22 protein-coding genes, 2 tRNA genes and 2 pseudogenes are annotated in these 25,077 nt (G+C 38.3%); 21 read left to right on the plus strand and 5 right to left on the minus strand.

Features of this window, described 5'->3' with window-relative positions; genetic code table 11:
* From PVV68_RS06995 to PVV68_RS07005, 3 genes and pseudogenes are all read left to right on the plus strand, one after another.
* The coding region (locus PVV68_RS06995) for an ERF family protein (protein WP_273782806.1) at window positions 1–305 on the plus strand (305 nt) is incomplete at its 5' end.
* A gap of 1 nt (window position 306) precedes the next feature.
* Window positions 307–930 (plus strand): annotated as a pseudogene (locus PVV68_RS07000) (lambda exonuclease family protein).
* Between the two features lie 72 nt (window positions 931–1,002).
* On the plus strand, window positions 1,003–1,206 hold the full coding sequence (locus tag PVV68_RS07005) for an AlpA family transcriptional regulator (RefSeq protein WP_273721450.1): 204 nt from the start codon (window positions 1,003–1,005) through the stop codon (window positions 1,204–1,206).
* A 100-nt stretch (window positions 1,207–1,306) separates the two neighbouring features.
* Here the strand turns inward: PVV68_RS07005 and PVV68_RS07010 are convergent.
* Window positions 1,307–1,382 (minus strand) — tRNA-Phe (locus PVV68_RS07010).
* 408 nt (window positions 1,383–1,790) lie between these two features.
* Here PVV68_RS07010 and PVV68_RS07015 point away from each other — a divergent pair.
* From PVV68_RS07015 to PVV68_RS07025, 3 genes are all read left to right on the plus strand, one after another.
* On the plus strand, window positions 1,791–2,948 hold the full coding sequence (locus tag PVV68_RS07015) for a phosphoserine transaminase (RefSeq protein ID WP_273721449.1): 1,158 nt from the start codon (window positions 1,791–1,793) through the stop codon (window positions 2,946–2,948).
* A 292-nt stretch (window positions 2,949–3,240) separates the two neighbouring features.
* A complete protein-coding gene (locus PVV68_RS07020; RefSeq protein WP_273721446.1) occupies window positions 3,241–4,530 on the plus strand; it encodes an adenylosuccinate synthase in 1,290 nt (429 codons plus the stop codon).
* 247 nt (window positions 4,531–4,777) lie between these two features.
* Window positions 4,778–6,205: a hypothetical protein gene (locus PVV68_RS07025; protein ID WP_273721444.1), complete on the plus strand. Its 1,428-nt coding sequence runs from the start codon at window positions 4,778–4,780 to the stop codon at window positions 6,203–6,205.
* 167 nt (window positions 6,206–6,372) lie between these two features.
* Here the strand turns inward: PVV68_RS07025 and rpoH are convergent, their stop codons facing one another.
* From rpoH to PVV68_RS07040, 3 genes are all read right to left on the minus strand, one after another.
* Complete coding sequence (gene rpoH, locus PVV68_RS07030; RefSeq protein WP_273721442.1) at window positions 6,373–7,245, minus strand: RNA polymerase sigma factor RpoH; 873 nt, start codon at window positions 7,243–7,245, stop codon at window positions 6,373–6,375.
* A 153-nt stretch (window positions 7,246–7,398) separates the two neighbouring features.
* A complete protein-coding gene (locus PVV68_RS07035) occupies window positions 7,399–8,397 on the minus strand; it encodes an RluA family pseudouridine synthase (protein ID WP_273721440.1) in 999 nt (332 codons plus the stop codon).
* A gap of 31 nt (window positions 8,398–8,428) precedes the next feature.
* Entirely contained in the window at window positions 8,429–9,859 is a 1,431-nt protein-coding gene (locus PVV68_RS07040) for an aldehyde dehydrogenase family protein (protein ID WP_273721439.1), read from the minus strand.
* Between the two features lie 444 nt (window positions 9,860–10,303).
* Between PVV68_RS07040 and PVV68_RS07045 the strand changes: the two genes are divergently transcribed.
* The 3 genes and pseudogenes from PVV68_RS07045 to PVV68_RS07055 form a co-directional block, all read left to right on the plus strand.
* Window positions 10,304–12,832, plus strand: a complete 2,529-nt coding sequence (locus PVV68_RS07045; RefSeq protein ID WP_273721437.1) for a DNA translocase FtsK — start codon at window positions 10,304–10,306, stop codon at window positions 12,830–12,832.
* Window positions 12,833–13,048: 216 nt separating this feature from the next.
* Window positions 13,049–15,310 (plus strand): PAS domain-containing sensor histidine kinase, encoded by a 2,262-nt coding sequence (locus PVV68_RS07050; protein WP_273721435.1) that lies wholly within the window; start codon window positions 13,049–13,051, stop codon window positions 15,308–15,310.
* Window positions 15,311–15,492: 182 nt separating this feature from the next.
* Window positions 15,493–15,591 (plus strand): annotated as a pseudogene (locus PVV68_RS07055) (DUF4102 domain-containing protein); the annotation flags it as partial.
* A 28-nt stretch (window positions 15,592–15,619) separates the two neighbouring features.
* Here PVV68_RS07055 and mscL read toward each other — a convergent pair.
* Complete coding sequence (gene mscL / locus PVV68_RS07060; RefSeq protein ID WP_273721434.1) at window positions 15,620–16,033, minus strand: large conductance mechanosensitive channel protein MscL; 414 nt, start codon at window positions 16,031–16,033, stop codon at window positions 15,620–15,622.
* A 602-nt stretch (window positions 16,034–16,635) separates the two neighbouring features.
* On the opposite strand from mscL, the gene PVV68_RS07065 reads away from it, so the two are divergent.
* The 12 genes from PVV68_RS07065 (at window position 16,636) to PVV68_RS07120 (ending at window position 24,990) form a co-directional block, all read left to right on the plus strand.
* Window positions 16,636–17,724, plus strand: a complete 1,089-nt coding sequence (locus PVV68_RS07065; protein ID WP_273721433.1) for a quinone-dependent dihydroorotate dehydrogenase — start codon at window positions 16,636–16,638, stop codon at window positions 17,722–17,724.
* 136 nt (window positions 17,725–17,860) lie between these two features.
* Window positions 17,861–17,937 (plus strand) — tRNA-His (locus PVV68_RS07070).
* A 611-nt stretch (window positions 17,938–18,548) separates the two neighbouring features.
* The gene (locus tag PVV68_RS07075) at window positions 18,549–18,704 is read left to right on the plus strand and encodes a hypothetical protein (protein ID WP_273721429.1); all 156 of its coding nucleotides are present in this window, start codon (window positions 18,549–18,551) and stop codon (window positions 18,702–18,704) included.
* A 196-nt stretch (window positions 18,705–18,900) separates the two neighbouring features.
* The gene (locus PVV68_RS07080) at window positions 18,901–19,683 is read left to right on the plus strand and encodes a hypothetical protein (protein WP_273721428.1); all 783 of its coding nucleotides are present in this window, start codon (window positions 18,901–18,903) and stop codon (window positions 19,681–19,683) included.
* A 100-nt stretch (window positions 19,684–19,783) separates the two neighbouring features.
* The gene (locus tag PVV68_RS07085; RefSeq protein ID WP_273721426.1) at window positions 19,784–20,692 is read left to right on the plus strand and encodes a hypothetical protein; all 909 of its coding nucleotides are present in this window, start codon (window positions 19,784–19,786) and stop codon (window positions 20,690–20,692) included.
* Between the two features lie 22 nt (window positions 20,693–20,714).
* Complete coding sequence (locus PVV68_RS07090) at window positions 20,715–20,843, plus strand: hypothetical protein (RefSeq protein WP_273782808.1); 129 nt, start codon at window positions 20,715–20,717, stop codon at window positions 20,841–20,843.
* A 137-nt stretch (window positions 20,844–20,980) separates the two neighbouring features.
* Window positions 20,981–21,499, plus strand: coding sequence for a hypothetical protein (locus PVV68_RS07095; protein ID WP_273721423.1), 519 nt, complete (start codon window positions 20,981–20,983; stop codon window positions 21,497–21,499).
* A 2-nt stretch (window positions 21,500–21,501) separates the two neighbouring features.
* The gene (locus PVV68_RS07100) at window positions 21,502–21,816 is read left to right on the plus strand and encodes a hypothetical protein (RefSeq protein WP_273782810.1); all 315 of its coding nucleotides are present in this window, start codon (window positions 21,502–21,504) and stop codon (window positions 21,814–21,816) included.
* Window positions 21,809–22,696, plus strand: coding sequence for a hypothetical protein (locus tag PVV68_RS07105; protein ID WP_273721420.1), 888 nt, complete (start codon window positions 21,809–21,811; stop codon window positions 22,694–22,696). Before PVV68_RS07100 ends, PVV68_RS07105 begins: the two co-directional genes overlap by 8 nt.
* Before the next feature lie 2 nt (window positions 22,697–22,698).
* Window positions 22,699–23,613 carry a hypothetical protein gene (locus tag PVV68_RS07110; protein ID WP_273721418.1) on the plus strand — a complete coding sequence of 305 codons (915 nt, stop codon included), beginning with the start codon at window positions 22,699–22,701 and terminating at the stop codon, window positions 23,611–23,613.
* A gap of 299 nt (window positions 23,614–23,912) precedes the next feature.
* On the plus strand, window positions 23,913–24,470 hold the full coding sequence (locus PVV68_RS07115) for a hypothetical protein (RefSeq protein WP_273782812.1): 558 nt from the start codon (window positions 23,913–23,915) through the stop codon (window positions 24,468–24,470).
* Between the two features lies 1 nt (window position 24,471).
* Window positions 24,472–24,990, plus strand: coding sequence for a hypothetical protein (locus PVV68_RS07120; protein WP_273782814.1), 519 nt, complete (start codon window positions 24,472–24,474; stop codon window positions 24,988–24,990).
* Window positions 24,991–25,077: the final 87 nt, after the last annotated feature.

Here is a 25,077-nt window from a genome sequence, read left to right on the forward strand (position 1 = left end):
CTGTTGGTTCCACGATTACTTATGCACGCAGATATCTTTTAGGCATGCTTCTTAATGTGACCAGTGATGAAGATGATACTGATGGCAACACGCTCATAGCAGGTGTCACACCGGAACAAATGAATGAAATCAGAGAATTAATAGAACAGACACAAGCAAAGGAAAGCGATATTCTTTCTTTTATAGGCATAAAAAATCTCACACAGATGTCTTATAAACAAGCCCAAGCTGTTTTGTTTGCTTTGAAAAAAAAGCAACGCTTGCAAATAAATAAAGCACAACAAGAGCAACAAACGGCGGTGTGAAATGGAACAAAGAACAGCAGAATGGTTTCAAGCACGGTTAGGGAAAGTCACCGCTTCAAACGTTTATAACGTACTTAGTAAGACAGCAAAAGGTTTACCTACAAGCAAATATGAGGAGTACAAAATAAAGCTTATGACGGAGCGATGAACAGAGGAAATAAGCCAATCTTATATAACGCCAGCTATGCAATGGGGCATTGAACATGAAGAAGATGTCTTGAGAGAATATGCATTCATTTATGATACAGAGGTCACAAGGTGTGGATTCATCCAACATCCGACAATCCAAATGGCTGGTGCTAGTCCTGATGGGCTTATTGGTGAGGACGGTTTAATTGAGATTAAATGCCTACAATCACCAAACCATCTACGCTTTTTTATAGATGACACTATCAAGCCTGAATATATCGCACAAATGCAATTCCAAATGGGTTGCACGGGACGTAAATGGTGTCATTTCATGAGCTATAACCCAAACTTTGTAGGGAAATCTACTAGTTTGAGAATGAAAATCAAACGTATCAATCGTGATGAGGAACACATTGAAGCGATCAATAAAGCGGTCGAGATCTTTTTAGAAGAAATAGAACAAGAGATGCAAAAGATTTTGGCAAAAGCTGCTTAAACCTATGGGGGTGCTTTCTCCTCCCAGCACCCCCACCCATTTACATAACATAAAAAATAGAAAGGTAATGAGATGATATTTGATGATGGTGATAGATATGTAACAACCCGTGAATGTGCGCAGCTTTTTAGTGTATCCACAACAACGATTCGCAATTGGGTGCTTCAAGGTGTATTTCCAAAGCCATACAAGCTAGGGAGAGCAGTGAGGTGGAGAAAGAAAGAGATCTTAGCCTTTACTCCAGAGAAAAATAAGGAACAAATAACAACAAATTAGATAAAATTGTATAAACTGTAATAGGTGGACTAAAAGGTGGTCTAAAAATCGTTATTTAAAGAAAAAAATCTATATATTTCAATGCGTTAAAAGCAAAAAATGGTGCCCAGACGCGGATTCGAACCACGGACACGCGGATTTTCAGTCCGCTGCTCTACCAACTGAGCTATCTGGGCACGTTTCACAAAACACGTGAAACGTGTGCGGTTATAACATTAAAATTTTATCTGTCCAGTCACCAAAAGAAAAATAATGAATTTTTTATGAGTTTATCTCCATATTCCAGGTAATTATAATGACCCTTTGTTATAAAATAAACTTGCTAGCTATATTATGATACGTTACTGTACCTTGAAAATGCTATCTTATCGTGGTGATAACGCGAGGGGATCTTTTAAAAGAATCATATGAGAAGCATGATTTAAGGGGGATATTTTTTACAAGGTTTCTGGGTATTTTAAGCTTGCAAAATAAAGAGAAAGCATTTTTGATTTTGTTTAAAGGGACTATTGGCTTCAGTCTTTATAATAATTCGTTTTTCTTTAAAGAGAGACAAGCCATCTAAAAGGGGAGAAATACTGATCATGTTTAAAAAACCAAATTGTCGTCCAAATAATCCTAATTTTTCTTCAGGTCCTTGTAGTAAACGACCTGGATGGACTTTTGAAGTTCTTAAAAATGCATTAGTTGGGCGTTCACATCGATCGAAAGAAGCAGAATTAAAACTTGCTGAAGTTATTAATTTAACCCGTGAGGTTCTTGAAGTTCCTTCGGATCATCGTATAGGGATTATTCCTGGTTCAGATACTGGTGCTGTTGAGGCGTCGCTATGGTCTTTATTAGGTGAGCGTGGCGTAGATATGGCGGCATGGGAAAGCTTTGGTTTTGGGTGGAACACAGATGTTGTTGAGCAATTAAAGCTTTCTGATGTGCGTTGTTTTGAGGCACCTTACGGTGAGTTACCAGATTTAACACAACTTGATTTTGATCGTGATGTTGTTTTTACATGGAATGGGACAACTTCTGGTGTGCGTATTCCTAATGCGGATTTTATTCCAGAAAAGCGGTCTGGATTAACAATTTGTGATGCTACATCTGCAGCTTTTGGGCAATATCTTGACTTTTCAAAATTAGATGTTGTTACTTTTTCATGGCAAAAAGTTTTGGGTGGTGAGGCAGCACATGGTATGGTGATTTTAAGTCCTCGTGCTGTTGAACGTCTTGAGAATCATGTTCCAACTTGGTCGATGCCTCAACTTTTCTATATGACAAAAAATGGAAAGTTGAATGAAGATATTTTTAGAGGGAAGATAGTCAATACGCCTTCTATGCTTTGTGTTGAAGATTTTCTTGATGGATTAAAATGGGCAAAGTCTCTGGGTGGTGCACCGGCGCTAAGAGCACGTGTTGAGAAAAATTTTGCTGTATTTGATGCTTTTGTTTGCAAAACACCGTGGTTAGAATATTTGGCTAAAGATCCTAAAGTACGCTCTAATATCTCTGTTTGTTTAGATATTGTCGACCCAGTGATTACTTCTTTGGATACTGAAAAACGGGTATCTTTTATCAAAGCGATAGTGAATCGTCTTGATGAGGAAGGAGCTGCTTATGATATTGGTTCGTATAGAGAGGCTCCTCCAGGACTGCGAGTGTGGACAGGCATAACAATTGAGTCTTCTGATCTTGAAATTTTAACACAGTGGCTTGAATGGGCATTTCAGGTTGAAAAAGCCCGACTTTAATGAACTTTTGAGGATTTTTGTAACACATTTTTTAAAAGAAGAATATGGAAGGTTGTCCAATCTTCCATATCCTTTTGTCAAAGAAACAAATTTTCAAATGCCGGATTGAGAATGAAGCGATATTCTATAGCGGAGTATTTTTTGCTTTTATTATCGTAAATTTGAAAATTTAATCACCTGAAGATTGGGAAAAAGTCAAAATGAAGAGTCGCACTTGTTCGAAGCTTTCGTTATAAAGAAGCGTTTGTTTTTGAATGCTGGTTTTATTTGACAAAACACGACGGAGAAAGTTATGGCCAATGTAGTAGTTGTTGGTACACAATGGGGCGATGAAGGTAAAGGTAAAATTGTAGATTGGTTGTCTGAGCGGGCAGATATCGTAGTGAGATATCAAGGTGGTCATAATGCAGGACACACATTGGTTGTTGATGGGGTTAGTTATAAATTATCGCTTTTACCATCTGGTTTAGTTCGTGGAAAGTTATCCATTATTGGTAATGGGGTGGTCGTTGATCCCCATCATTTTGTAGCAGAATTAAAAAAACTACGTGAGCAGGGTGTAAAAATTACACCGGACATTTTACGTATTGCGGAAAATGCTCCATTGATTCTTTCTTTACATCGTGATCTTGATGCAATTCGTGAAAGTGGTTTGTCGGGTTTAAAAATTGGTACAACAAGACGTGGTATTGGACCGGCTTATGAAGATAAAGTGGGACGTCGTGCTATCCGCGTGATGGATTTGGCAGAAGCTGATACACTTATGGCTAAAATCGAACGACTTTTGCGACATCATAATGCTTTGCGTCGTGGAATGGGGGTTGTGGAGATTGATTCTCAAGCGCTTTATGATGAGTTGATGCAAGTAGCCGATGAAATTCTACCCTTTATGGATTGTACGTGGCGTCTTTTAGATGACAGTGATCGGATGGGAAAGCATGTTCTTTTTGAAGGTGCACAAGGTGCTTTATTGGATAATGATTTTGGGACTTATCCTTATGTAACATCATCTAATACAGTTGCTGGACAAGCATGTACTGGTTCAGGTATGGGGCCAAGAGCAATACATTATGTCTTAGGTATTGCAAAAGCTTATACAACACGTGTTGGAGAAGGCCCATTTCCAACAGAGCAAATCAATGATATTGGTGAATTTCTTGGCATGCGTGGCAAAGAGTTTGGTGTTGTAACTGGTCGAAAACGTCGGTGTGGTTGGTTTGATGCTGTCTTAGTACGTCAGATGGTAACAATTTGTGGTGTCCAGGGTATAGCACTAACAAAACTTGATGTTTTAGATGGTTTGGATGAAATTAAAATCTGTGTTGGTTATGAGCTCGATGATAAAAGAATCGATTATTTACCTTCTTCCATGGGCGCACAAGTCCGTGTGAAGCCCATTTATGAGACATTAGAAGGCTGGAAGGAAGCAACAGCGCATGCTTTAAGCTGGGAAGATTTACCGGTGCAGGCTATCCAGTATATACGCTATATTGAAGAATTGATTGGTACGCGGGTAGCTTTATTATCTACTAGCCCTGAGCGCGAAGATACTATTCTTATTACTGATCCTTTTGCAAATTAATGATCATTTTGAAATTTCTATATAGGTTCTTGGTTTATCTCTCGTATTTTTCTACGAAGAGGTGGTTTGTGAATGAGTGAGAGAAAGATGCAAAAGAGCATTGTTTATTTTTCATATTCATTTTAAATTATTACGATAGTTGTATCAATATACAATATAAATGACTATCAATTTAGAAGGCTAAAAGAGAGACGTTTCGGGCTTTACAACTGGGTTTTTTCTCAGTTTGAGAAAGATTATAGAGGATATGGTAGATTTCGTTGGAATCTTAAAAAAAGCAATCAATGCGCAAAATAATGTTATACCACAAGTACGTAAGCAGATTTATAAACGAGCTATCGAGACATTAGAACATCAATTTGTAGTAACGACAATACCACAAGCAATGGCAGATGAACAACGACAGATTTTGCAAAATGCTATTGCAATCGTTGAAGAAGAATATTTAGCAGTTGAAAAGAAGCGACTTTCTTCAGTTATTGGTTGGATCCCTAAAGATACAGCTGGGGATGATAAGAACATACAAAACTCTAGATCGCCACAAGGGAATGCATTTTCAGAGAGAGAAACAGAAGAAAGACAAAGTTCTGTTACAAGTTCAAAGAACAACAAGGTATTTAATGAGCCTTGTGCATCAGGGATACCAGATGCAGAACCTATCAATATGAAGGATTATTTGGCTTCTCAGCATGTTGATGGGGAGATATTAAAAATTTCTCCTTTAGCTCCTTCTTCGCAAAGAGATAATCCACATATTGTTTCATATATTTTTTCTCAAGCTGTACGTCGTGCTAATCACTCGTCGATGAAAAAACGTATTATGATAAGTGTTGCTGTTGTTGCTAGTCTTATTATTTTAACTGTTGGTATTTTTTTTGTTGGTAAGCGTATATTTATATCAAATAATCATCAATTGCCGAGGGAAAATCTTCAAGTTTCTCATGCATTACCAAAGGCACTTTCGATCACGAAAAAGTTAACGAAACGTTTGTTAGAGGATGGGAGCGAAATTGATGTTGGTTTAGATCAAACAGCAGATACTGTAAATGAAGAAGGAATCTCAAAAGTTGTTACCAGCAATTTGCAGTCAGTTGAACAGTTTGGTGAAGCTATTTTTTATCAAGCGCGCACAAATTATGATATAGAAAAAGTAGCAACGGGGAGTGTCCGTTGGACACTTATAAAGGAATCTCATGGGAAGAGTACTCCGGAAGAATCGGCGATACAAGGTGATATAACAATTCCCGATGAAGGGTTATCATTACGGCTCATTTTACGTCGTAATACTGATGTCTCTTTTCCTGCTGCATATACTATAGATCTTATTTTTATTCCTTCTGATAAATTTTCAGGTCAAGCTATAAGCAATGTTCAAGCATTAACTTTTAAAGCAAGTGAACATTCTATTGGTCAAGCTTTAGCAAGAACTGTTTCAACAAAGATTGGTGATGATTTTTTTCTTGTTGCATTAAGCGGCAATCGTCCATTTCTTGACCGAAATTTACAATTGATGCGGGAATTGGATTGGGTACGTTTGATATTAACGGATAAAAACGGACGTATAAACGAATTAACTTTCGCAAAAGGACCAACAGGGGAAGCTATTTTTAATGAAGTGATTGGGCAATGGCTTTCGCAATCAGATAAGCTAACAGTTCTTGGTCAAAAAAAATAAAACACAAATAGAGATAGGATAAAAGACAGCAAAAAGACCTTCCCCATTAAAAAAACATTATAGATCAATCGAAAAATATAAAGCCAACAGAGCGCTACTTTTATTCTATTCTAAGAATGCGCAAACAATTGGCTTTATACTTAATTTTAAAGATTCTACCTTTAACTTTAAGGTAAAGCAGATTCTTGGATAGAATTCTGTACTTTTTCAAAGGCACGCATTTCAATTTGTCTTACACGTTCTCGACTGATATGAAATTCATTTGAGAGCTCTTCTAGTGTTAGTGGCTTATCGTTTAAACGACGTGCTTTGAATATCCGCTTTTCACGCTCACTTAGGGTATCCATAGCATTTGCAAGCATGGAACGACGATTTTCCAATTCACTTTGTTCAATTAAAGTTTGTTCCTGATTGTTGGTGTCATCCACCAACCAATCTTGCCATTCACCGTTCTCACCTGCTTTTGTGCGCAAAGGCGCATTGAGTGAAGAGTCACCACTAAGTCGGCGGTTCATTGAAACAACTTCATCTTCTGTAACATTCAATTTGGTTGCAATCTCTTTTACTTGTTCTGCGTTAAGATCGCCACTATCAAGGGCTTGAAGCCTACTTTTTAACTTACGAAGATTGAAAAACAATCGTTTTTGATTGGCTGTTGTTCCTATTTTTACCAAACTCCACGACCGCAATACATATTCTTGTATTGACGCTTTAATCCACCATATGGCATAGGTTGCGAGCCTAAAACCGCGTTCCGGTTCGAAACGTTTAACAGCTTGCATAAGCCCAATATTGCCTTCTGAAATAACCTCTCCAATAGGCAACCCGTAACCTCGATATCCCATCGCAATCTTAGCCACAAGACGCAAATGGCTCGTTACCAATTTATGGGCAGCTTTTAAGTCATTATGTTCACGATAACGCTGAGCCAACATATATTCTTCTTTTGGTTCAAGCATTGGAAAACGACGAACTTCCTCTAGGTAACGATTTAATCCACTGTCACCTGTCGTTACTGATAGTAAATTCATATGGGCCATATAGCACCCTCCTTTTATGCGAATTCCCTTACAAGGCAAATTCTATTTCCAGACATTATAAATATCTTTCCAACTTCATCCTAGCATAATTTTCAATTTTGTTCAAAAAGAGATATTTTATTGTGAAATCCTGAAAAGATGAAAAGTTTCAATTTATTTTTTTAAATGCTCGATAAGTTCAGCCATATCTTGGGGGAGTGGTGAAGAAAAAGACATAATTTTATCTGTCGCCGGATGTTGAAAAGTTAGGCTGGCTGCATGGAGCGCTTGCCTGTTAAATTGATCGATTGCATTCTTAATGATGGGACGAAGCGTATTCGTTTTTGTTTTAAAAGCACTGCCATAAACAGTGTCGCCTATAAGTGGATGTCCGATATGTGCCATATGAACACGGATTTGGTGAGTACGTCCAGTTTCCAGACGACATTCCAGAAGACTAGCAACAGATGTTGAGTCTGCATAGGTTCCATATTTTTCTAAGAGAGAAAAATGTGTAATAGCATGGCGAGCGTGCGGATGCTGATTATGGACGACAGCCTGTTTTGTTCGGTTATGGGGAGAACGGCCAAGAGATGCATCGATTGTCCAAACATTACGGTGAGGTGTCCCCCAAATCAAGGCGTGGTAACGTCGGTCTAATGCGCTGGTACGTCCGTGGTCAGAAAATTGGGCACTAAGGCTTTTATGAGCAAGGTCATTTTTGGCGACAACCATAACTCCACTGGTATTTTTATCGAGACGATGAACAATACCAGGGCGCTTAACACCACCGATACCAGATAAACTCTTTCCACAATGGTAGATAAGAGCATTAACTAATGTTCCTGTCCAATTACCATTGCCAGGATGAACAACAAGACCAGCTGGTTTATTGATAACAATGATATGATCATCTTCAAAGAGAATGTCCAATACAATGGCTTCACCGCTAGGTTCTGCATCACGCAGAACAGGCATTGTCAATTCGATGATTTGGTTAGGTTTTAATTTTGTTTTCGGCTCCTTTATAAGTTGTCCATCAACTTTAAGATAACCTTCGCGGATGAGGGTTTGCAGACGTGAACGTGACAGAGCCTTGTGATATTGTTTAGCAAGCCACTGATCAAGTCTTTGCCCAAGAGCACCTTCATCCGTTATTTGCTGTGTTACCATACGCTTCCTATTAAGTTTTTTTAAGATCCTTTTACCAGTATGAAATTGCTTTGGTATCAAGAAATTCTTTGATTCCCCAGTGACCACCTTCACGAGCACGTCCTGAAAATTTCACGCCTCCAAAGTAACTTCCACTGGGTAATCCATGTCCGTTAACTTCTACCATACCAGAACGTATTTGTGCAGCGATACGACGACATTTGTTACGATCTTGCGATTGTATATAATTTGTAAGACCGTATTCGGTATCATTGGCTAGGGCTATGGCTTCATCTTCTGTCTGAAAGGGAATAATTGAGAGAACTGGACCAAAGATTTCTTCTCGAAAAATACGCATATGAGGTTTTACATGAGCAAAGACTGTTGGGCGTACATAATAACCGCGCTCCATTCCCATTGGTAAACCAATTCCACCTGCGACAAGAGTTGCACCTTCATCAATTCCAGATTGGATAAGATCTTGAATTTTGTCGTATTGTTGTTTTGATACGACTGGGCCAATATGATTTCCTGCTTGATGGTTTGCCCCAACTTTTGTCGTTTCAGCAATATCTTTGGCTGTTTTTATAGCTTCGTCATAGATGCTTTGTTCCACAAGCATCCGTGTTGGTGCATTACAGCTTTGTCCACTATTATAAAAGCAGTGTTTTGCACCACGTTGAATAGCATTCGCATCGGCATCAGCAAAGATGATGTTTGCTCCTTTCCCCCCAAGTTCCAGACAGACCCGTTTTAAACTGTTGCTCGCATTTTTAGAGATATCTTTTCCTGCTCTGGTTGATCCAGTAAAGCTGATCATTTCTAGATCTGGATGGGCTGAAAGGTAAGCACCAACATTAGCACCATCGCCGTTGATTAAATTAAAAACGCCAGCAGGCAAAGCTGCTTCATCTAAAATTTCCGCAAACAGCATAGCAGAAAGAGGCGCAATTTCAGAGGGTTTTAAGACCATAGTACAACCAGCCAAGAGAGCAGGGATAACTTTAAGAGTCACTTGATTCATAGGCCAATTCCATGGGGTAATTAACCCTACGACGCCGATAGGATCATAATGAAGAATTGCTTGCTCATTTCCTTCTATTAAAGCCTTTTGAAATGAAAACTCTTTGTAAGCTTTAATAAAGTTGCGAATATGAGAACTACCTGTTGCGGTTTGCGCATTAAGTGCCATATCGATAGGTGCTCCCATTTCTATGGAAATGGTCTTTGCCATATCGCTTGAGCGTTTTTCATAGATTTCTAGAATTTTTTCAACGAAGCTAAGGCGTTCATGAGGTAGAGTTGTTTTCCAACTCTGAAAAGCTGCTTTAGCAGCATGAATTGCTTTATCTGCATCTTTTGTGCTGCCAAGGCTAATAACAGCACAAGCCTCTTCTGTTGATGGATCAATGACGTGAAAATCATTAGGAGTGCTTGGGTCATCCCATAGACCATTGATATAAAATTTCCGCTTGTTCAACATGATTCGCTCCCTATTTTTGTATTATTAAATTTTGCTCTATTTGAGCCTTTTTAAACAAAAATAACAAGGATAATCTTCTCGAAGATAAAGAAATCAGCTTATTATAACAACAAGGTCAGAGAATTGAAAGCGCACACCTATACTGACGAATGATATGATTTGTACTAATCGTTTTTATGAAATGAAATCAGAGAAGTCTGAGCAATTTCTCGGCATTTTTATCTTAGAATTCTCTTTATAAAAAATGAATATATCACTGTATGACACTGTAAATTTTATAATTTATCCAATATTTATAGAGAAAGTTTTATTAAGAGAAATTACAATATTATTTTTTATTGAAAAGTGACCGTTAGCAAAAGGTTATTAACCTTCATACGATAGTCTTTGTGCATTCTTTTTGAAGAAGCAATTATTCTCATTGCCATAAATTTGTTGGGTACCATGCACAATTCGAAAAAAAAATCTATTTCTACGCCATCTTTTTTTGATGAGATTACAAAACATACAGCAGAAGAGCAGGCATCTACTGAGATTGCTGAGATATTTTCTTATCCGGAAGTATGGAAAAAGGCATTTACCCTTGGACAAAATGTGCGTTTTACGCGAACACCAGAAGTTGAAATTTTGCGTCGTCGCATAGAAACGGATCCAATTTTTGCAAAACAGTTTAAAGTCTTTACAAAGAGAGAGCAGGAAAATCTAACAAATATTATACACTGTCATAAAAACACAACAAATTCTCCTTCAGCAAAAAAGGTAATCAATTCTCAATCGATAGAAAAAAAAGCATCAATTTGTCATGCAACGGTTTTGAAGCAATTATCACAACAAGCTGTCCATAAACCGTTTGAGAAGGCAAGCGAGGAGCATAAATTACCAGTAGAAAATAATGTAGTGCAAAAAACAAAATCTGTTTTTCATCTTTCTGATGATGCATTTTTCGAGTGTGGATCTTTTATACTGGAACAGCTTGATGCGAAAAACTCAGAAGAAGATATAACATTAATGGATGGCACAAATGAGAATATATCCGATACGACTTCTGCCTTTGATGAGTCAATTACTGCTCTTTACCGTGTTCTTGAATACCGCTTTCCACAATTTTACGATTCCATCACATCAGAATCTCTAGCAGAAACGACTCGGGAAATTGAACAAGTTTCTCATTTAAGGCATGAAAAGAATGAACCAGTTCAAGAGACACAAACGCGTCATTCTGGGTTTATAATTAAAGATTCTTCTGATAGATTAAGCGATGCAAAAGCAACGAAAGAGCCTCAAAATACCTACAATATGACTGATGCTACAACAGAAGGTATCGCTAAAAATTCAGAAAATTTTTCTGTAGAGAAACCAAAAGGTAAAGTCTTTCGATCTGCGAACACATTGTTAAGCAGTTATCATTCTGCTTTTATGTCAAATATTCAATCTTTTAACGCTGATACTTATGAATTTCCTCCAATCAATTTATTACAAGAACCTGTTTTTCATGAAGGCACGATGATCCCGCGAGAAACATTAGAGCGTGGTGCTGGGCTTTTGGAAAGTGTTTTGGAAGATTTTGGCATTAAGGGTGAAATTATCCATGTTCATCCAGGACCAGTGGTGACAATGTATGAATTTGAGCCGGCAGCTGGAGTAAAATCATCGCGTGTTATCAATCTTTCCGATGATATTGCTCGTTCGATGTCTGCTATTTCTACACGCGTTGCTGTGATTCCTGGACGCAATGTTATTGGCATTGAGTTACCCAATGCGGTTCGTGAGACCGTTTATTTGCGGGAATTAATTCAATCAAATTCTTTTCGTGAAAGCCAATTTAAGCTTGCTCTTGCTTTGGGGAAGGGCATTAACGGTGAGCCTGTCATTGCGGAATTAGCGAAAATGCCTCATTTATTGGTTGCAGGAACAACGGGGTCTGGCAAATCTGTTGCAATTAATACAATGATTTTATCGATTCTCTATCGCATGACACCACAGCAGTGCCGTTTGATCATGGTTGATCCTAAAATGCTGGAACTCTCTGTTTATGATGGCATTCCACATCTTTTAACGCCCGTTGTGACGGATCCCAAAAAAGCGGTAACAGCTTTAAAATGGGCAGTTCGTGAAATGGAAGAACGTTATCGCAAAATGGCTAAGTTAGGTGTGCGTAATATTGATGGTTTTAATGCACGCGTTGCACTTGCAGCACAAAAAGGCGAAACGATCATGTGTACCGTACAGTCAGGCTTTGATAAGGAAAGTGGAGAAATGCTTTATCATGAAGAAGCAATGGATCTCACGCAACTTCCTTATATTGTTGTGATTGTTGATGAGATGGCCGACCTCATGATGGTGGCAGGTAAAGAAATTGAAAATGCTATTCAACGTTTAGCGCAAATGGCACGTGCGGCGGGAATTCATCTTATTATGGCCACGCAGCGCCCTTCTGTTGATGTCATTACTGGTACGATTAAAGCAAATTTTCCTACCCGGATTTCTTTTCAGGTCACATCAAAAATAGACAGTCGTACAATTTTGGGGGAACAAGGTGCAGAAACACTTTTAGGGCAGGGAGATATGCTCCATATGGTAGGCGGTGGGCGCATTGTACGCGTTCATGGCCCCTTTGTTTCTGATGCAGAAGTTGAATCTATTGTTGCACATCTTAAAATGCAAGGAAAGCCTGATTATTTAGCCACCGTAACGGATAGTGAAGAGGAAAACAAAGAAAGTGAGTCTGCTGATTCAGTTGCTGGAGTTTCTACAGAAGAAAATCTTGGTGATGATGGTGAAGAACTTTATATGCAGGCTGTAAAGATTGTTATGCGTGATAAAAAATGTTCTACCTCTTATATTCAGCGTCGGCTTGCAATTGGTTATAATAAAGCAGCTTCCCTCGTTGAACGTATGGAAGAGAAAGGCATTGTTGGAGCTGCTAATCATGTTGGGAAACGTGAAATTTTAATCAGTGAGTACAATAATTAAGCAAGACAGTTTTAAAATGCATGACTTTAAAAATACTGAACGATTGTTATTTTAAGAGTTGATGTTTGGTTGACTTTATAAGAACAAGTGTTACCGCACACTTGTTTTTTATTGTGAAATATTAAAAAAATAGAATGGGGAATAATAAAATAGAAGCAATATTTTGTATTAAGACTGCTGTTGCGGAGTGTAGAATGATACAAAGAAGGGTTGGAGATGTCTTTAGCATTTTTAGATTATCTGGAATGTAAAGAAATTAAACAAGCCTTTATGCGAGGAAAGATGGTGTTCGTTCTTTCTTCTGATTGCAAAAATGTTCTTTGGTCAAACGGTACGGCGGCGTATTTTTTTGGTTTCTCTTCTGTCGCTGACATGATGAAAGAAAGCTCTTTTTTTGACCAAGCGAAATATCATAAGATATTGAAGAGTGCGCCATGTACAAGTGTTATCACATTGGACGGTTTAAAGCGCACAGCTGAATTTTCTATAGCTTCTATTGATAGTATGGATTTAGGCAAGGTGTTTTTGCTAGAATCTTTGCTGGCAGAAAAGGCTTCTCTTATTGTTGGATTGGATGACGCAACAACGTCCGTTGCAATAATTGATGAATATGGAACAGTGTTGGAGGCTTCTTCTCGTTTTTCATTTATTGATGAAACGGTCAAGATTCTCTTGCAGACAGTTGATGATGAGATGCCAGTCAAAACCATTGTCTCCATAGCAGATATTCGTACACAAGTTGGTATTCTACGCTTGAGAATGAAACCAGCGCATTTTTTAGTTTTATATGCGCAACTAGAACCGGATGCGTTAAACACTGACCAAGAGCCTTTTCATTTTACGCCAAAACTTTTGCCACAACGGTTTACTTGGAAAATGGATAAGAATGGACGGTTTTGTGATGTTTCAAAAGAGTTAGCTGAAATTGTTGGTCCCCTTTCTTCCTCTATTTTAGGATTGAGTTTTCATGAACTTGCTCATCAGTTTAATGATGAAAGATATCAAGTCCTCAGTGACTTTATTGCGGCTGCTCTCCCTTGGAGCCAACAGATTGTGCCATGGACTGTTGATGATTGTCGAGAACGGCTTGATGTTGAATTGTCTGCTGTACCAATTTTTGATGTTCAACAACAGCTTAAGGGATTTCGAGGCTTTGGGGTTTTGAAAACACCAGAAAAAGAACAAGAGAAAGAAGATAAAGATCCGTATATAAAAACATCGAATCTTTCAGAGAGTGAGCGTTCAGCTTTTCATGAGATTGCAGAACGACTGCGTGGAGAATTGCATGCATCTGTAAATAGGACGCATTTCGTTAAAGAAACAGTGGTTCAGTTGCCAAATGCGCAGACATTACCAGAAAATACTCCAAAACAAGCTCTAATAAAAGAGCCGGCGGTTGTTTTATCATTGTTGGATACAACGACGAATGGTGTCTTTTGGTTGGATGGAGAGGGTTTTATTCAATCAGTTAGTCGTGCGACTTTAGCCCTAACGGGCTATGAAATAAATGAATTATTAGCACAGCCATTTTCCTCATTATTCACCCTACAAAGCCGATCTTTGGTAGAAAAATATTTTAAGTTGATTCGTATGAAGGAGAAAAAGCAGGTTTTTAATCATGATGAGACAGCTATTTTAGTAACCAAAAGTCACAAAAATATAAGGGTTTCTATGACGATTATACCTTTGGCACGACAAGACGATTATGCTGTTATATTACGTGATATAACAAGATCAGTTTTACCAAGAGATAAACGAGCAGAAGAGAATAAAACAGTTGGTGTTGTTCATGAAATGCGGACACCTTTGAATGCTCTTATTGGTTTTGCCGAAATTATGAGAGATGGTCGTTTTGGGGTGATAGACAATGAGCGGTATCGTGGATATTTACGCGATATTATCTCATCTGGAAAACATATATTATCATTAATTAATCAATTACTAGAATGCTCGAAAGCAAATTATTCTAGTTCAAATGATCAGATTAAGACACCTCTTATATCTGAAGGATTTGATGTGATAGCTTGTTTGCGTGCGAGTATGGCATTTCTTGAAACACAGGCTAATCATAATGGCATTATTATGCGTATTGTTGCTCCAACGCATGTACCATTTATTGGTGTATCACAACAGACATTTCGACAAATTATATGGAACCTTCTTTCCAATGCTATTCGTTTTACGCCATCGGGTGGACAAATTATTGTTCATGTTTCTTATGAAAAAAAAGAGCGTGTAAAGATTTCTGTGAGTGATAACGGTATAGGGATGAGTGATGAAGAGATTATACAAGCACTACAACCTTATGGACAGATAAAGCGCAAAGATGGGCGATCTGGTGACAGCACTTTTATTGGAACTGGTTTAGGACTGCCGATGTGTAAAGCCATGGTAGAAGAAAGTGGGGGACAACTTTTGTTATTTTCAAAACCCAATCATGGAACAACTGTGGAATTGTTTTTTCCATATGTTCCATGAAGCATTCAAATCATTGATTTATATAAATAATTTATCACTATTATTCATATTGAATTAACAATCCGAAGAGCGTATGATTCTCTCATTTCAAATTTCTCTATGTTGAATCAATCAAAATCATTCGCTTGCACGTCACAAGCGGGATTAGCATGTGGATAAAAGTTATATAAGAAAGGACTAAAATGCCTCTTATGGACCGTCTTGATGCAAGAGCTGTCGCAACATTGGAGGCAGGTAAATATAACAATGGTGCCGGCTTTTTTCTCCACAAGCGTAAAGATGTGAGGACGCAGCAGACCACGGATAAATTCATTTTTTCTTAGCCAACAGATCTCTGATTTCTGACAAAAGTTGTTCTTCTAAAGACATCTCTTTAGAACTTTCCTCTTCTTCTTGTTTTCGACGGAGTTTATTCATAGCTTTAACAAAGAGAAAAAGCACCCAAGCAATAATAAGAAAGTTGATAAGTAAAGTGATAAAGTTACCATAGCTAATGGTTGCCCCAGCTGCTTTAGCAGCACTCAGTGTTGCTTGTTTTTCACCGGCAAGCTGAATAAACATATTAGAAAAGTCGATCCCACCTGTAATAAGCCCAATGATTGGCATAAAGATATCATTGACGACTGAGTTGACCAAGCCACCAAAAGCGCCTCCTATAATCACACCGATAGCAAGGTCAATCATATTACCTTTTAGGGCAAATTCTTTGAATTCTTTAAGCATTGCGTTTTCCCCTTTATGAAAAGATATACGATAATTTTAATTATCGCTTTTGATGAAAAAGGAAAGAGCGGTTTTTATTTTCGTAGTAAACATTATACTACAAAGATTAAAATTTTTTGCCAAGAATATTATAGATATTAAAAATTCACAAAAGGTTTTGTTTGATTTAACTAAGTATCTGGTTGAGTTTAGAACAACAAAAGCTTTTTTTAATGAAGTGTTTTAGGATTTTTTGACTAAAAGTAGAAAAATGTGCGTAATTTATAAAATCGTTATAAAACTTTTATGACCACACATTGGCAAAAGCTATTTTACAAAAATTTTCTTCTCGTGTTTGCAGATGATTTCATTTTTTAATCTCTGAACAATTTCCAAAAGCTAAGAAAGCTTTTTCTCAAAGCAAAAGGCTCATTTTCTCTTCAAAATGTGTAAATATAGACGTGAATGACGATGCTGTTATCAACTTTCAGTTATATTATAAACTTTCTTGTAGTAGTGGTACGTTCTTAATTGAGATGATATGCCATCTTTATTAATTATCTTTTATGTTAAAAGATTTATGTGAGGAGCAGTAGATCAGTTTTGTTTTTGGAGAAGGATTGATGAGTTTCTTTCGTTGTATTGGTCGTTCTGCTTTATTTATGCTGGACCCAGAACATGCGCACCGTTTAGCGATTATAGGTCTTAAAAGTGGGTTGAACAGTTGTCAGAAGATCGTTGATAAGCGTTTATGTGTGACTGTTGCAGGTCTTGAGTTTGAAAATTTTATCGGTCTTGCTGCTGGTTTTGATAAGAATGCAGAGGTTATAGAGGCTGTTTTACGTTTAGGATTTGCTTTTACTGAGATTGGTACAGTTACACCAAAGCCCCAACCGGGAAACCCTAAACCGCGGCTTTTTCGTTTAAAAGAAGATGAGGCGATTATTAATAGAATGGGTTTTAATAATGATGGACATCAAATTGTTTACAAAAGACTTCAAACATATAAACAACTTGGTATTGTAGGGATCAATATTGGAGCCAATAAGGATACGATCAACAAAATTGACGATTATACTGCTGGTATTGCTCACTTTTATGATGTTGCAGACTATTTTACAGTGAATATTTCCTCGCCAAATACACCAGGTTTACGTGATTTACAAGCGCGTGATAGTTTACATCTTTTGATAGATGCGATTTCACAAGCCCGTGGTATACAAAAGGAAAAGCATGGATTTTCTGTTCCTATTTTTTTAAAAATTGCTCCTGATTTATCGGAAAAGGAGTTGGATGATATTGCTGAAGAAATACAGTGTTCTGATTTTGATGGTCTTATTGTTTCCAATACCACTCTTTCACGCCAAGGACTTAAAAATAGCCTCTTAAGTACTGAGGAGGGAGGACTTTCTGGTTGTCCACTCTTTGAGCTTTCTACTATTGTACTGGCAAAAATGCGTCAAAAATTAGGGAAGGACATTGCAATTATTGGCGTTGGTGGCATAAAAGATGCACAAACAGCTTTGGAAAAAGTGAAAGCTGGTGCAGATTTGGTACAATTGTATACTGGGATGGTTTATGAGGGACCAAGTCTTGTTGTAAATATTCTCAAAGAAATTTTGCAGTTTATGCAGCAAGATGGGGTTGATAGCATAAAAGCTTATCGCGATCAGAGTGTTGAAGATTGGGCAAAACGTGCACTTCCTTTGTAAGAAAATGATTTTTTCTTGATAAAAGTTGCGGGATTTTTTTAAAGGGGCTTGCAAACTCTTTTGATCTTCCTTATGTCACATAAGCGAAGAATAAATGTTTACGAAATCGTGAACAATTATGATAGATTTTTTTAATGCGGTTGTAGCTCAGTTGGTTAGAGCGCTGGTTTGTGGCACCAGAGGTCGTAGGTTCAAATCCCACCAACCGTACCATTTATCTTGTTACAACTTTTCTAATTCTTATTGTTGGCGTTTTGTAAGGCGGTTAAAAGCCGCGCTTGGCGGGCTTTTTTGCGTGTGAGCCGTCACGGAGCAGAGACCTTGCGCGGATGATTTTTCTCAAATTTTGCCAAAAACGGAATGATACGATCAATAATCGCTTGAAATATAAATGGGTTAACTAAATCTATGATTCTGATTGCAATTGTAACAATAAATATCTCTATCATTATATTTATATACTTTTAGTATATTTTGTAAACCAAGAAAATCTTATTTGCCTTTCATTATTATTGTTCATAATATAAACTATTAAGTTTAAATACATAAAATAAGTAAGCATCAATTTACTAAAATATACCATATTTTTGACATATTATCCTTGACTTTGTAACTCTATATTATAAATATGAACTTGCATGAAAGTGCATTCATATCTCCAGAGATGTTTCGGTGGCTGATTATAGGTAAACCGTTCGGGCGCGGGGTATAAGTAACCTTGGGAGGATTTATTTATACACTAAAGTAGCCAGTATGGTGGTAAGGTTGGCTTTCTGGGTGGTTTTGCCCTAGGAGGATGGTTTACGCATAATTCTGGTTATGCCATGAGCGCAGCAAGCTTTGGGGGAGGTCTAGGCAGTTATTTCGGAGACACCATAGGCGGTTATGCTGGTTATGGTGTGGCTGCTGCCCAGTGTGGCATACAGTCTTTGGGTCAATCTATTGCTACTTCAGGTGGTGGGATGTTGATGCACTTTTGATGTAGTTCTTTGGGTTATCTTAAAGCTTAGAACGGTGGTGCTGTAAAAGGTGCCACCTTTATGTTTGGAATATTGCACAGGAGGAGCTATGGACGCGTTTTGTTTAGTGCTCGTTTATTTTTGTCTGTGGTTTGGCGTGTATCTATTCTTCAAAACTATTGCTATTAATGGAAAAAGCATGTTATACAAGGGGAGCATGGTTGCATTCATAGTGGCGGCATTGGTTGTTCCTCCCCTCATGTATTTCTTAGTCTGTGTGCCCATAATATCTCCTCCTGTTCCTATAATTATGTTCTTTCTTTCTTTTTGCATTGAATTTATACCCAATATAGTAAACAACATAAAGTGCTTTAGTTTGGCCATTATCGCAAGTTGCCCCATTTTTTTCATCGCAGCTGGTTTTATTGTTATGAGTGATGACCTTCTGTTAGATTTTTTTGATCTGCAGCTTTCGGGCTATATTTATCTGCTTTTCATTATTCCGTTGATGATAGGGGTGGCTCGCTATGTCCTAATTGCTAAAGCTTTGAAGGAAAAATCTATGTCAGTGCTAGATTTAAGCATTTGTATTGGCTGTGGGTTTGCCATAGGTGTCTTTTTTGTGTCATCACTGCTTTTATCAGACCTTCGAGAAATCTATCAACAGATAGGTTTTGCAAACAGGGAGGCAGTGAAAAAAATGTTTGATTATGCAGTGTTTGGTTTCGCTATTCTAACGGGCCAAGTTTTTTTGACATTTTTGATGGTTCTCTTTGTTACTACAAAGAAATATTATTGGTTGGTCCTTGATGTTCTTGCAGAGCTGTTTTTTAGCCTCTTTGTTTCTTATTATGTAGCGTTTGTTCATACAGATGATAACTATGGAATGGTTATAATGTGGATTTGTTTGATGTATGTTGTTTATATGTGCGCGCGTTACATTAAATCAAAGAGTGTGAAGCTTAGCGTGATTAACCCGTTTAAAAAGAAAACTGGGTGAGAAGACAGGAGGCTATAGTTCTTTGGGTTATCAAAAGCCTAGAACGGTGGTACTGTAAAAGGTGCCACCTTTATGTTTGGAATATTGCACAGGAGGAGCTATGGGCGCGTTTGGTTTAGTGCTCGCTTATTTTTGTCTATTGTTTGTCATGTATCTATTCCTCAAAACTATTGCTATTAATGGAAAAAGCATGTTAGGCAGGGAGAATATGGTTGCATTCATAGTGGCGGCATTGGTTGCTCCTCCTCTCATTTATGCCTTTGAGTATTTTGAGTATATAGTCGGTGTGTCGATAACATCTTCTCATGTTGCTATAATTATGTTCTTTCTTTCTTTTTGCATTGAATTTATACCCAATATAGTAAACAATATAAAATGCTTTAGTTTGGCCATTATCGCAAGTTGCCCCATTTTTTTCATCGCAGCTGGTTTTATTGTTATGAGTGATGACCTTCTGTTAGATTTTTTTGATCTGCAGCTTTCGGGCTATATTTATCTGCTTTTCATTATTCCGTTGATGATAGGGGTGGCTCGCTATGTCCTAATTGCTAAAGCTTTGAAGGAAAAATCTATGTCAGTGCTAGATTTAAGCATTTGCATTGGCTGTGGGTTTGCCATAGGTGTCTTTTTTGTGTCATCACTGCTTTTATCAGACCTTCGAGAAATCTATCAACAGATAGGTTTTGCAAACAGGGAGGCAGTGAAAAAAATGTTTGATTATGCAGTGTTTGGTTTCGCTATTCTAACGTGCCAAGTTTTTTTGACATTTTTGATGGTTCTCTTTGTTACTACAAAGAAATATTATTGGTTGGTCCTTGATGTTCTTGCAGAGCTGTTTTTTAGCCTCTTTGTTTCTTATTATGTAGCGTTTGTTCATACAGATGATGACTATGGAATGGTTAGAAGTTGGATTTGTTTGATGTTTGTTGTTTATGTGTACGCGCGTTACATTAAATCAAAGAATGTGAAGCTTAGCGTGATTAACCCGTTTAAAAAGAAAACTGGGTGAGAAGACAGGAGGCTATAGTTCTTTGGTTATCATAAAGCCTAGAACTGCCACTCCAATAGGGGCAGTTTCTGGCGCAATAGTAGGCGGGGTCCGTGGAGCAGCCGCGGGTATTGCTAAAGTTGGTTGGGATTGTGTTCGCTCTAAGTGGTGAAATTGTTGTTTGACCTGGCTTTTTAACAAGGTAAAGGCCTTGCTAAGGGGTACGCTATCAGCCTCTTAGCAGGGAGTTTCTCTCCTGCAATAATATCTTGGTATGCTTGGGAGGGCAAGGCGCTTTAAGGAAATTATATGTCTGACTTAATTTTTGGAATGTTGCTTAGTTTTGGGATAAGTTCCAGCCCTCGTGTCCTTAAAAACAATGGCTTGTTGGGCGAGCGCGTCATTTTTGGGGGGCTAGCTGGCCTTTCCTGCGCTATCATCTTCGCTTATCCACATAGTGAAAGTGGGCTTCCAGACTTATCTTTGCTTTTGGTATGTTATCTTGGCATGCTTTTAATTCTGCACGAGCACTACTTATATAAATATTTAGTTCTTGGGTTCTGTGGTGCAGTTGCTACCTTGTGTATTGGGGCAGATTTTATATATTTGAGTTCTTTGTTGCCATTGCCTGCTTTGTTTGTTGCTAATAATAGCCAGCAGCAGGTGGTGCATTACATGAGTTTGGTTGCTGCAAGCTATCCCTTTTTTATCCTTTTGATATCAGTTTTAACTGCGGAGCTTTTGCGTTTGTGGTTGCTTCGCGTATATAAGCCAGAATTAGCTGCGCGTGAGGTCCTTTATTTCGGGCTGGGCTGTGGGGTGTTCTAGATTTGTGCTATAAGACCCTCCCAGCTCTTTTTCTTTACTTGAATTACCGTGTTGATAGGGCACCACAAATGGTGGGCTATGTCGCATTTGAATCTTGTTCACAAGCGATCAGCGATCTTATTGCCGCGGGCATGATTGTATTGATGCATGTTGTAAATACGCGCTTTATGTATCTTGGTTTCCAAGATAAGCGCAAGGCCTATTTCTATCTGCCTTTTGTAATTCATTTTGCGGTTGGTCTTTTGTCTATGTTTGGCATTTCTTCAGGCTATGCAATATTAATAAATTCTATTTCTGAGGCTTACAATAATGCTTGACAAATTGACATTATCTGTTATCGGCGCCGTTTTTTGTCTGGTGCTGATTATTTTTCCGTTGATGAAGAAAAAAACATTGGTTGAACATTTGGTTTTCTTGCTCGTTGTTTTGTGTCTTGTTTTTCTTTATGTTTATGGCGCTGCGAGTTATTTTCCTTATTATGTTTTGGCGCTTTCGCTTATATTGGGGTACCGCTGGTTACTCTCTTTGGTTAAAGCGTTTAAAGGTACGAAGGCGATTATTGGGTCAAGCGCTGGTTGTTATGTGCTTTTGGTTTTTTTTCTATACGAGTTTATGCGTATGATAGGCAGTTTGATTTTAGATTTTTCTGCTTATAGTACGCCTAATATTGTTTTTGCTGTTAGTCTATTCCCTATAGGCATGGCGATTATGCAGTTTTTTTTGCTCTCTCATTGGGTGGCAGAAGATAATGGCAATGGTGTAGAGGCAGCACTGGGCGTGGGAATGGGGATTTGGGGAGCTGCTATAGGGCTTGCACTGCTTACATCTCTACCAGAAGCTGTGAAAATCCTAAAAGGGGCCTTTAGTCTTGATAGGGACGCCTTACTTTCTTTACTTGAGACGGTAATATATTATGCGTTTATTATAGGTCTGAGTCTTTTATCAACTTTTTTAATGCTTGTGGTTTGCCTTGACAAGAAATGGCGTTTTTTTGTTCTTATCCTGCTTTTACAATGCTTGGCGGCTTGGGCGCGCTTTTCATGGCGGGCCGCTGAGCCAGAACTTCTTGCAATTGGGCATTATACAATCGCTACTATTCTTATGTTTGCTCTTATGCGGCAAATTTATGATTTTGTGCAAGACAGATTATCCATGAAGAAAAATAGCAGTTACGCTGTAGTAAATGAGGGGGCATAATAATGTTGGTTTTATTTATTGCTTCGCTTCTCGCAGGCTTGATTTATGGCGCTGTCATTTATAAATTTTTTCGCTCTACATTTAGTTGGATAAATGTGCTGTTGAGCGGCATAGTTTTTGGGATGATTGTTCTGTTAGTATGGCGTTACTCGGAAACAGAACATAAACTTGATGCCTTACGTTTACTGCAAGTGCTTGGCGTTGTTTTTCTTCTATGTGTGTTTCATCATTTTCTGAAGTTCAAATTGGTTGTCGCTGGTGCTGTGGGATGGTTTGTTGCTACCTGCATTGCTGGCGGGCTTGTTGCTTTTTTGGAGCAATCTGTAGTAAAAACGCTTTATATGATGAGTATTGTTGAAACCAAGAGTCGTGCAGAGCAGGGGCTGGCGCTTGTTTTTTTATTTTTAACATTTACGGTTTTTTTTGTTGTAGCAGAAGAAGCCATGCGTCGTTGGTTAGTTACTAAGTTTTATCGGTGCTCGCCTAGTTTGTTGTGGCGTTTGCCGCTGAATATTGGCATAGGCTGGGGTTTATGCGAATTAGTTTATAAGGCGCTAGGGCCTTTCCTTGTTTATAATGGCTGGATTATTCGATCTAGCTTATTAGCCAGTGAATATGTAATTTTTTATTCCTGGACGCAAGCGAGTATTTTTTTGTGTGCTTTAATGAGCGTCATACTCATGCATATTTTCAATACATGCTTGGCGTATCGTAGTGTTGTTACGCGCTCTAAATTTTATGCGTGTGCGCCTTTTTTTGTCCACGCTATTGTTAACTGTTTCGGTGCAACAGTGCTGGTTACAAACAAGGTTTGGTTTAATGTTGGAGGCAGCTTGTTTATTCTACTTTGTGTGATGTTGTTCGTATATTTTGAAAGCAAAAATCCTTTAATACAAAACATAAAATTGCGCGCTTAAGGTGTTGTAGAGTGATGAATAACTTTGCGTACTCTAAGTATGGCTAGAAAGCCTGATACGCGCTTTCTGTTCTGCAAAAAAATAGAGAAGGCTAGCACCGACGTAACGCGTCCAGTACCAAGAGCGACGTCATTTCTGCACTAATTGGGGAGAGGGTGTACCACTGGCCCCGCGCATATGGGAGCCTGCAAATATGCTATCATGTGACTTTCTAGTGTCTTCCTTTCTTTTATCCTCCATGAGATTGAAGCTGGGAATCTTGAGGCGGCGATAACGCATTATTGCAAGGGGGATGCACCATGTTTAACATAATAATCTCTTTTATTCCGTGGAGTATTCACTCTTGGATTATCAATGGAAATGTTTTAACTCTGGTCGAACGCTCTCTTATCTTAACGGTGCTTTTATTGTCCATTATTGCTGTGAATATTAAAATTATCCGACAGGGAGAACCGGTGATGATTACGAACATTCTGACAGTTATTGTTCTGTTTGTTAATGATTTCACTGGATGGTCTACACTTTTACTGAACTACCCCACAGTTTTTTGCTATCTGTCACTTGCTCTGGTTTCATTGATGAGCTTGCTGGTAAAGAAACCCTTTACCATTTTTTATGCGCCTGCTGGTATTTCTGAAGAACAACGCAAACATATCCTCTTTTATCTCATCAATAAATATATTACATGGATTTGGGTCATCGTCTTTTTTGCCAATGGTCTTCTCGTGGCTTTTTTTGCATGGACCTTCCAGCTTTGGTTGGTCACTATGGGTTTCATTTGTGCTGGTATGCTTATTTCGAAATATCTTCCTCACATCATGCAATATTTTTATCGCGTGAAACACCATGGAGCATAATATGTCATTGTTTAATATTCTGACCGGAACCCCTTTATGGGCTTGGATTTTGCTTATTTTTCTCATTGCGAGGGGAATAATCGCATTGAAAGATAGGGAAATAAAGGTTTACCGCCTTTTTCTCTTGCCGTTAGTCTTTCTTTTTTTGGGCGCAAGCGATGTGATTAAAGAGTTGGCGTTCCCAAGCTGGGGAGCAATCGCAATGTTGGGGGGACTGATGATCGGCTTTGGCGTTGGCTGGTTGCTCTGGCGTGCTACGCCGCGTTTAAAACGCAAAGAGGGAACGGATTTCATTATTCTGCCTGGTACGCCGTTGACGCTGACATTTATTCTTATCGCTTTTGTCATCAAATTCACATTGATTGTTTTTCTCAAGGTTGTACCTGATTTGAAATATGCATTTGATTTTAACCTTCTTTTTGGTCTTTTAAGTGGGTTCACTGGTGGTGTGTTGTGGGGTGGTACATTAAATTTATATGTAGCATTTCGAAAGAATCCAAATGAATCCCTATACCATTAGCTGTGGGTGCTTCCCATTAGAACTCTCTCAAGAGAAGCTTATTCCTAACAACAACGCTGCATACAAATGCAGCGTTGCCTCGTAGTT

This window comes from Bartonella sp. ML69XJBT, assembly GCF_028618515.1.
Classification (GTDB): domain Bacteria; phylum Pseudomonadota; class Alphaproteobacteria; order Rhizobiales; family Rhizobiaceae; genus Bartonella.

Excerpts from the sequence above, each read along its gene's own strand:
- PVV68_RS07005 (WP_273721450.1), top strand. The coding sequence starts at position 1,003 with ATGATATTTGATGATGGTGATAGATATGTAACAACCCGTGAATGTGCG.
- PVV68_RS07015 (WP_273721449.1), top strand. The coding sequence starts at position 1,791 with ATGTTTAAAAAACCAAATTGTCGTCCAAATAATCCTAATTTTTCTTCA.
- PVV68_RS07020 (WP_273721446.1), top strand. The coding sequence starts at position 3,241 with ATGGCCAATGTAGTAGTTGTTGGTACACAATGGGGCGATGAAGGTAAA.
- PVV68_RS07025 (WP_273721444.1), top strand. The coding sequence starts at position 4,778 with ATGGTAGATTTCGTTGGAATCTTAAAAAAAGCAATCAATGCGCAAAAT.
- rpoH (WP_273721442.1), bottom strand. The coding sequence starts at position 7,245 with ATGGCCCATATGAATTTACTATCAGTAACGACAGGTGACAGTGGATTA.
- PVV68_RS07035 (WP_273721440.1), bottom strand. The coding sequence starts at position 8,397 with ATGGTAACACAGCAAATAACGGATGAAGGTGCTCTTGGGCAAAGACTT.
- PVV68_RS07040 (WP_273721439.1), bottom strand. The coding sequence starts at position 9,859 with ATGTTGAACAAGCGGAAATTTTATATCAATGGTCTATGGGATGACCCA.
- PVV68_RS07045 (WP_273721437.1), top strand. The coding sequence starts at position 10,304 with ATGCACAATTCGAAAAAAAAATCTATTTCTACGCCATCTTTTTTTGAT.
- PVV68_RS07050 (WP_273721435.1), top strand. The coding sequence starts at position 13,049 with ATGTCTTTAGCATTTTTAGATTATCTGGAATGTAAAGAAATTAAACAA.
- mscL (WP_273721434.1), bottom strand. The coding sequence starts at position 16,033 with ATGCTTAAAGAATTCAAAGAATTTGCCCTAAAAGGTAATATGATTGAC.
- PVV68_RS07065 (WP_273721433.1), top strand. The coding sequence starts at position 16,636 with ATGAGTTTCTTTCGTTGTATTGGTCGTTCTGCTTTATTTATGCTGGAC.
- PVV68_RS07075 (WP_273721429.1), top strand. The coding sequence starts at position 18,549 with ATGAGCGCAGCAAGCTTTGGGGGAGGTCTAGGCAGTTATTTCGGAGAC.
- PVV68_RS07080 (WP_273721428.1), top strand. The coding sequence starts at position 18,901 with ATGGTTGCATTCATAGTGGCGGCATTGGTTGTTCCTCCCCTCATGTAT.
- PVV68_RS07085 (WP_273721426.1), top strand. The coding sequence starts at position 19,784 with ATGGGCGCGTTTGGTTTAGTGCTCGCTTATTTTTGTCTATTGTTTGTC.
- PVV68_RS07095 (WP_273721423.1), top strand. The coding sequence starts at position 20,981 with ATGTCTGACTTAATTTTTGGAATGTTGCTTAGTTTTGGGATAAGTTCC.
- PVV68_RS07105 (WP_273721420.1), top strand. The coding sequence starts at position 21,809 with ATGCTTGACAAATTGACATTATCTGTTATCGGCGCCGTTTTTTGTCTG.
- PVV68_RS07110 (WP_273721418.1), top strand. The coding sequence starts at position 22,699 with ATGTTGGTTTTATTTATTGCTTCGCTTCTCGCAGGCTTGATTTATGGC.
- PVV68_RS07115 (WP_273782812.1), top strand. The coding sequence starts at position 23,913 with ATGTTTAACATAATAATCTCTTTTATTCCGTGGAGTATTCACTCTTGG.
- PVV68_RS07120 (WP_273782814.1), top strand. The coding sequence starts at position 24,472 with ATGTCATTGTTTAATATTCTGACCGGAACCCCTTTATGGGCTTGGATT.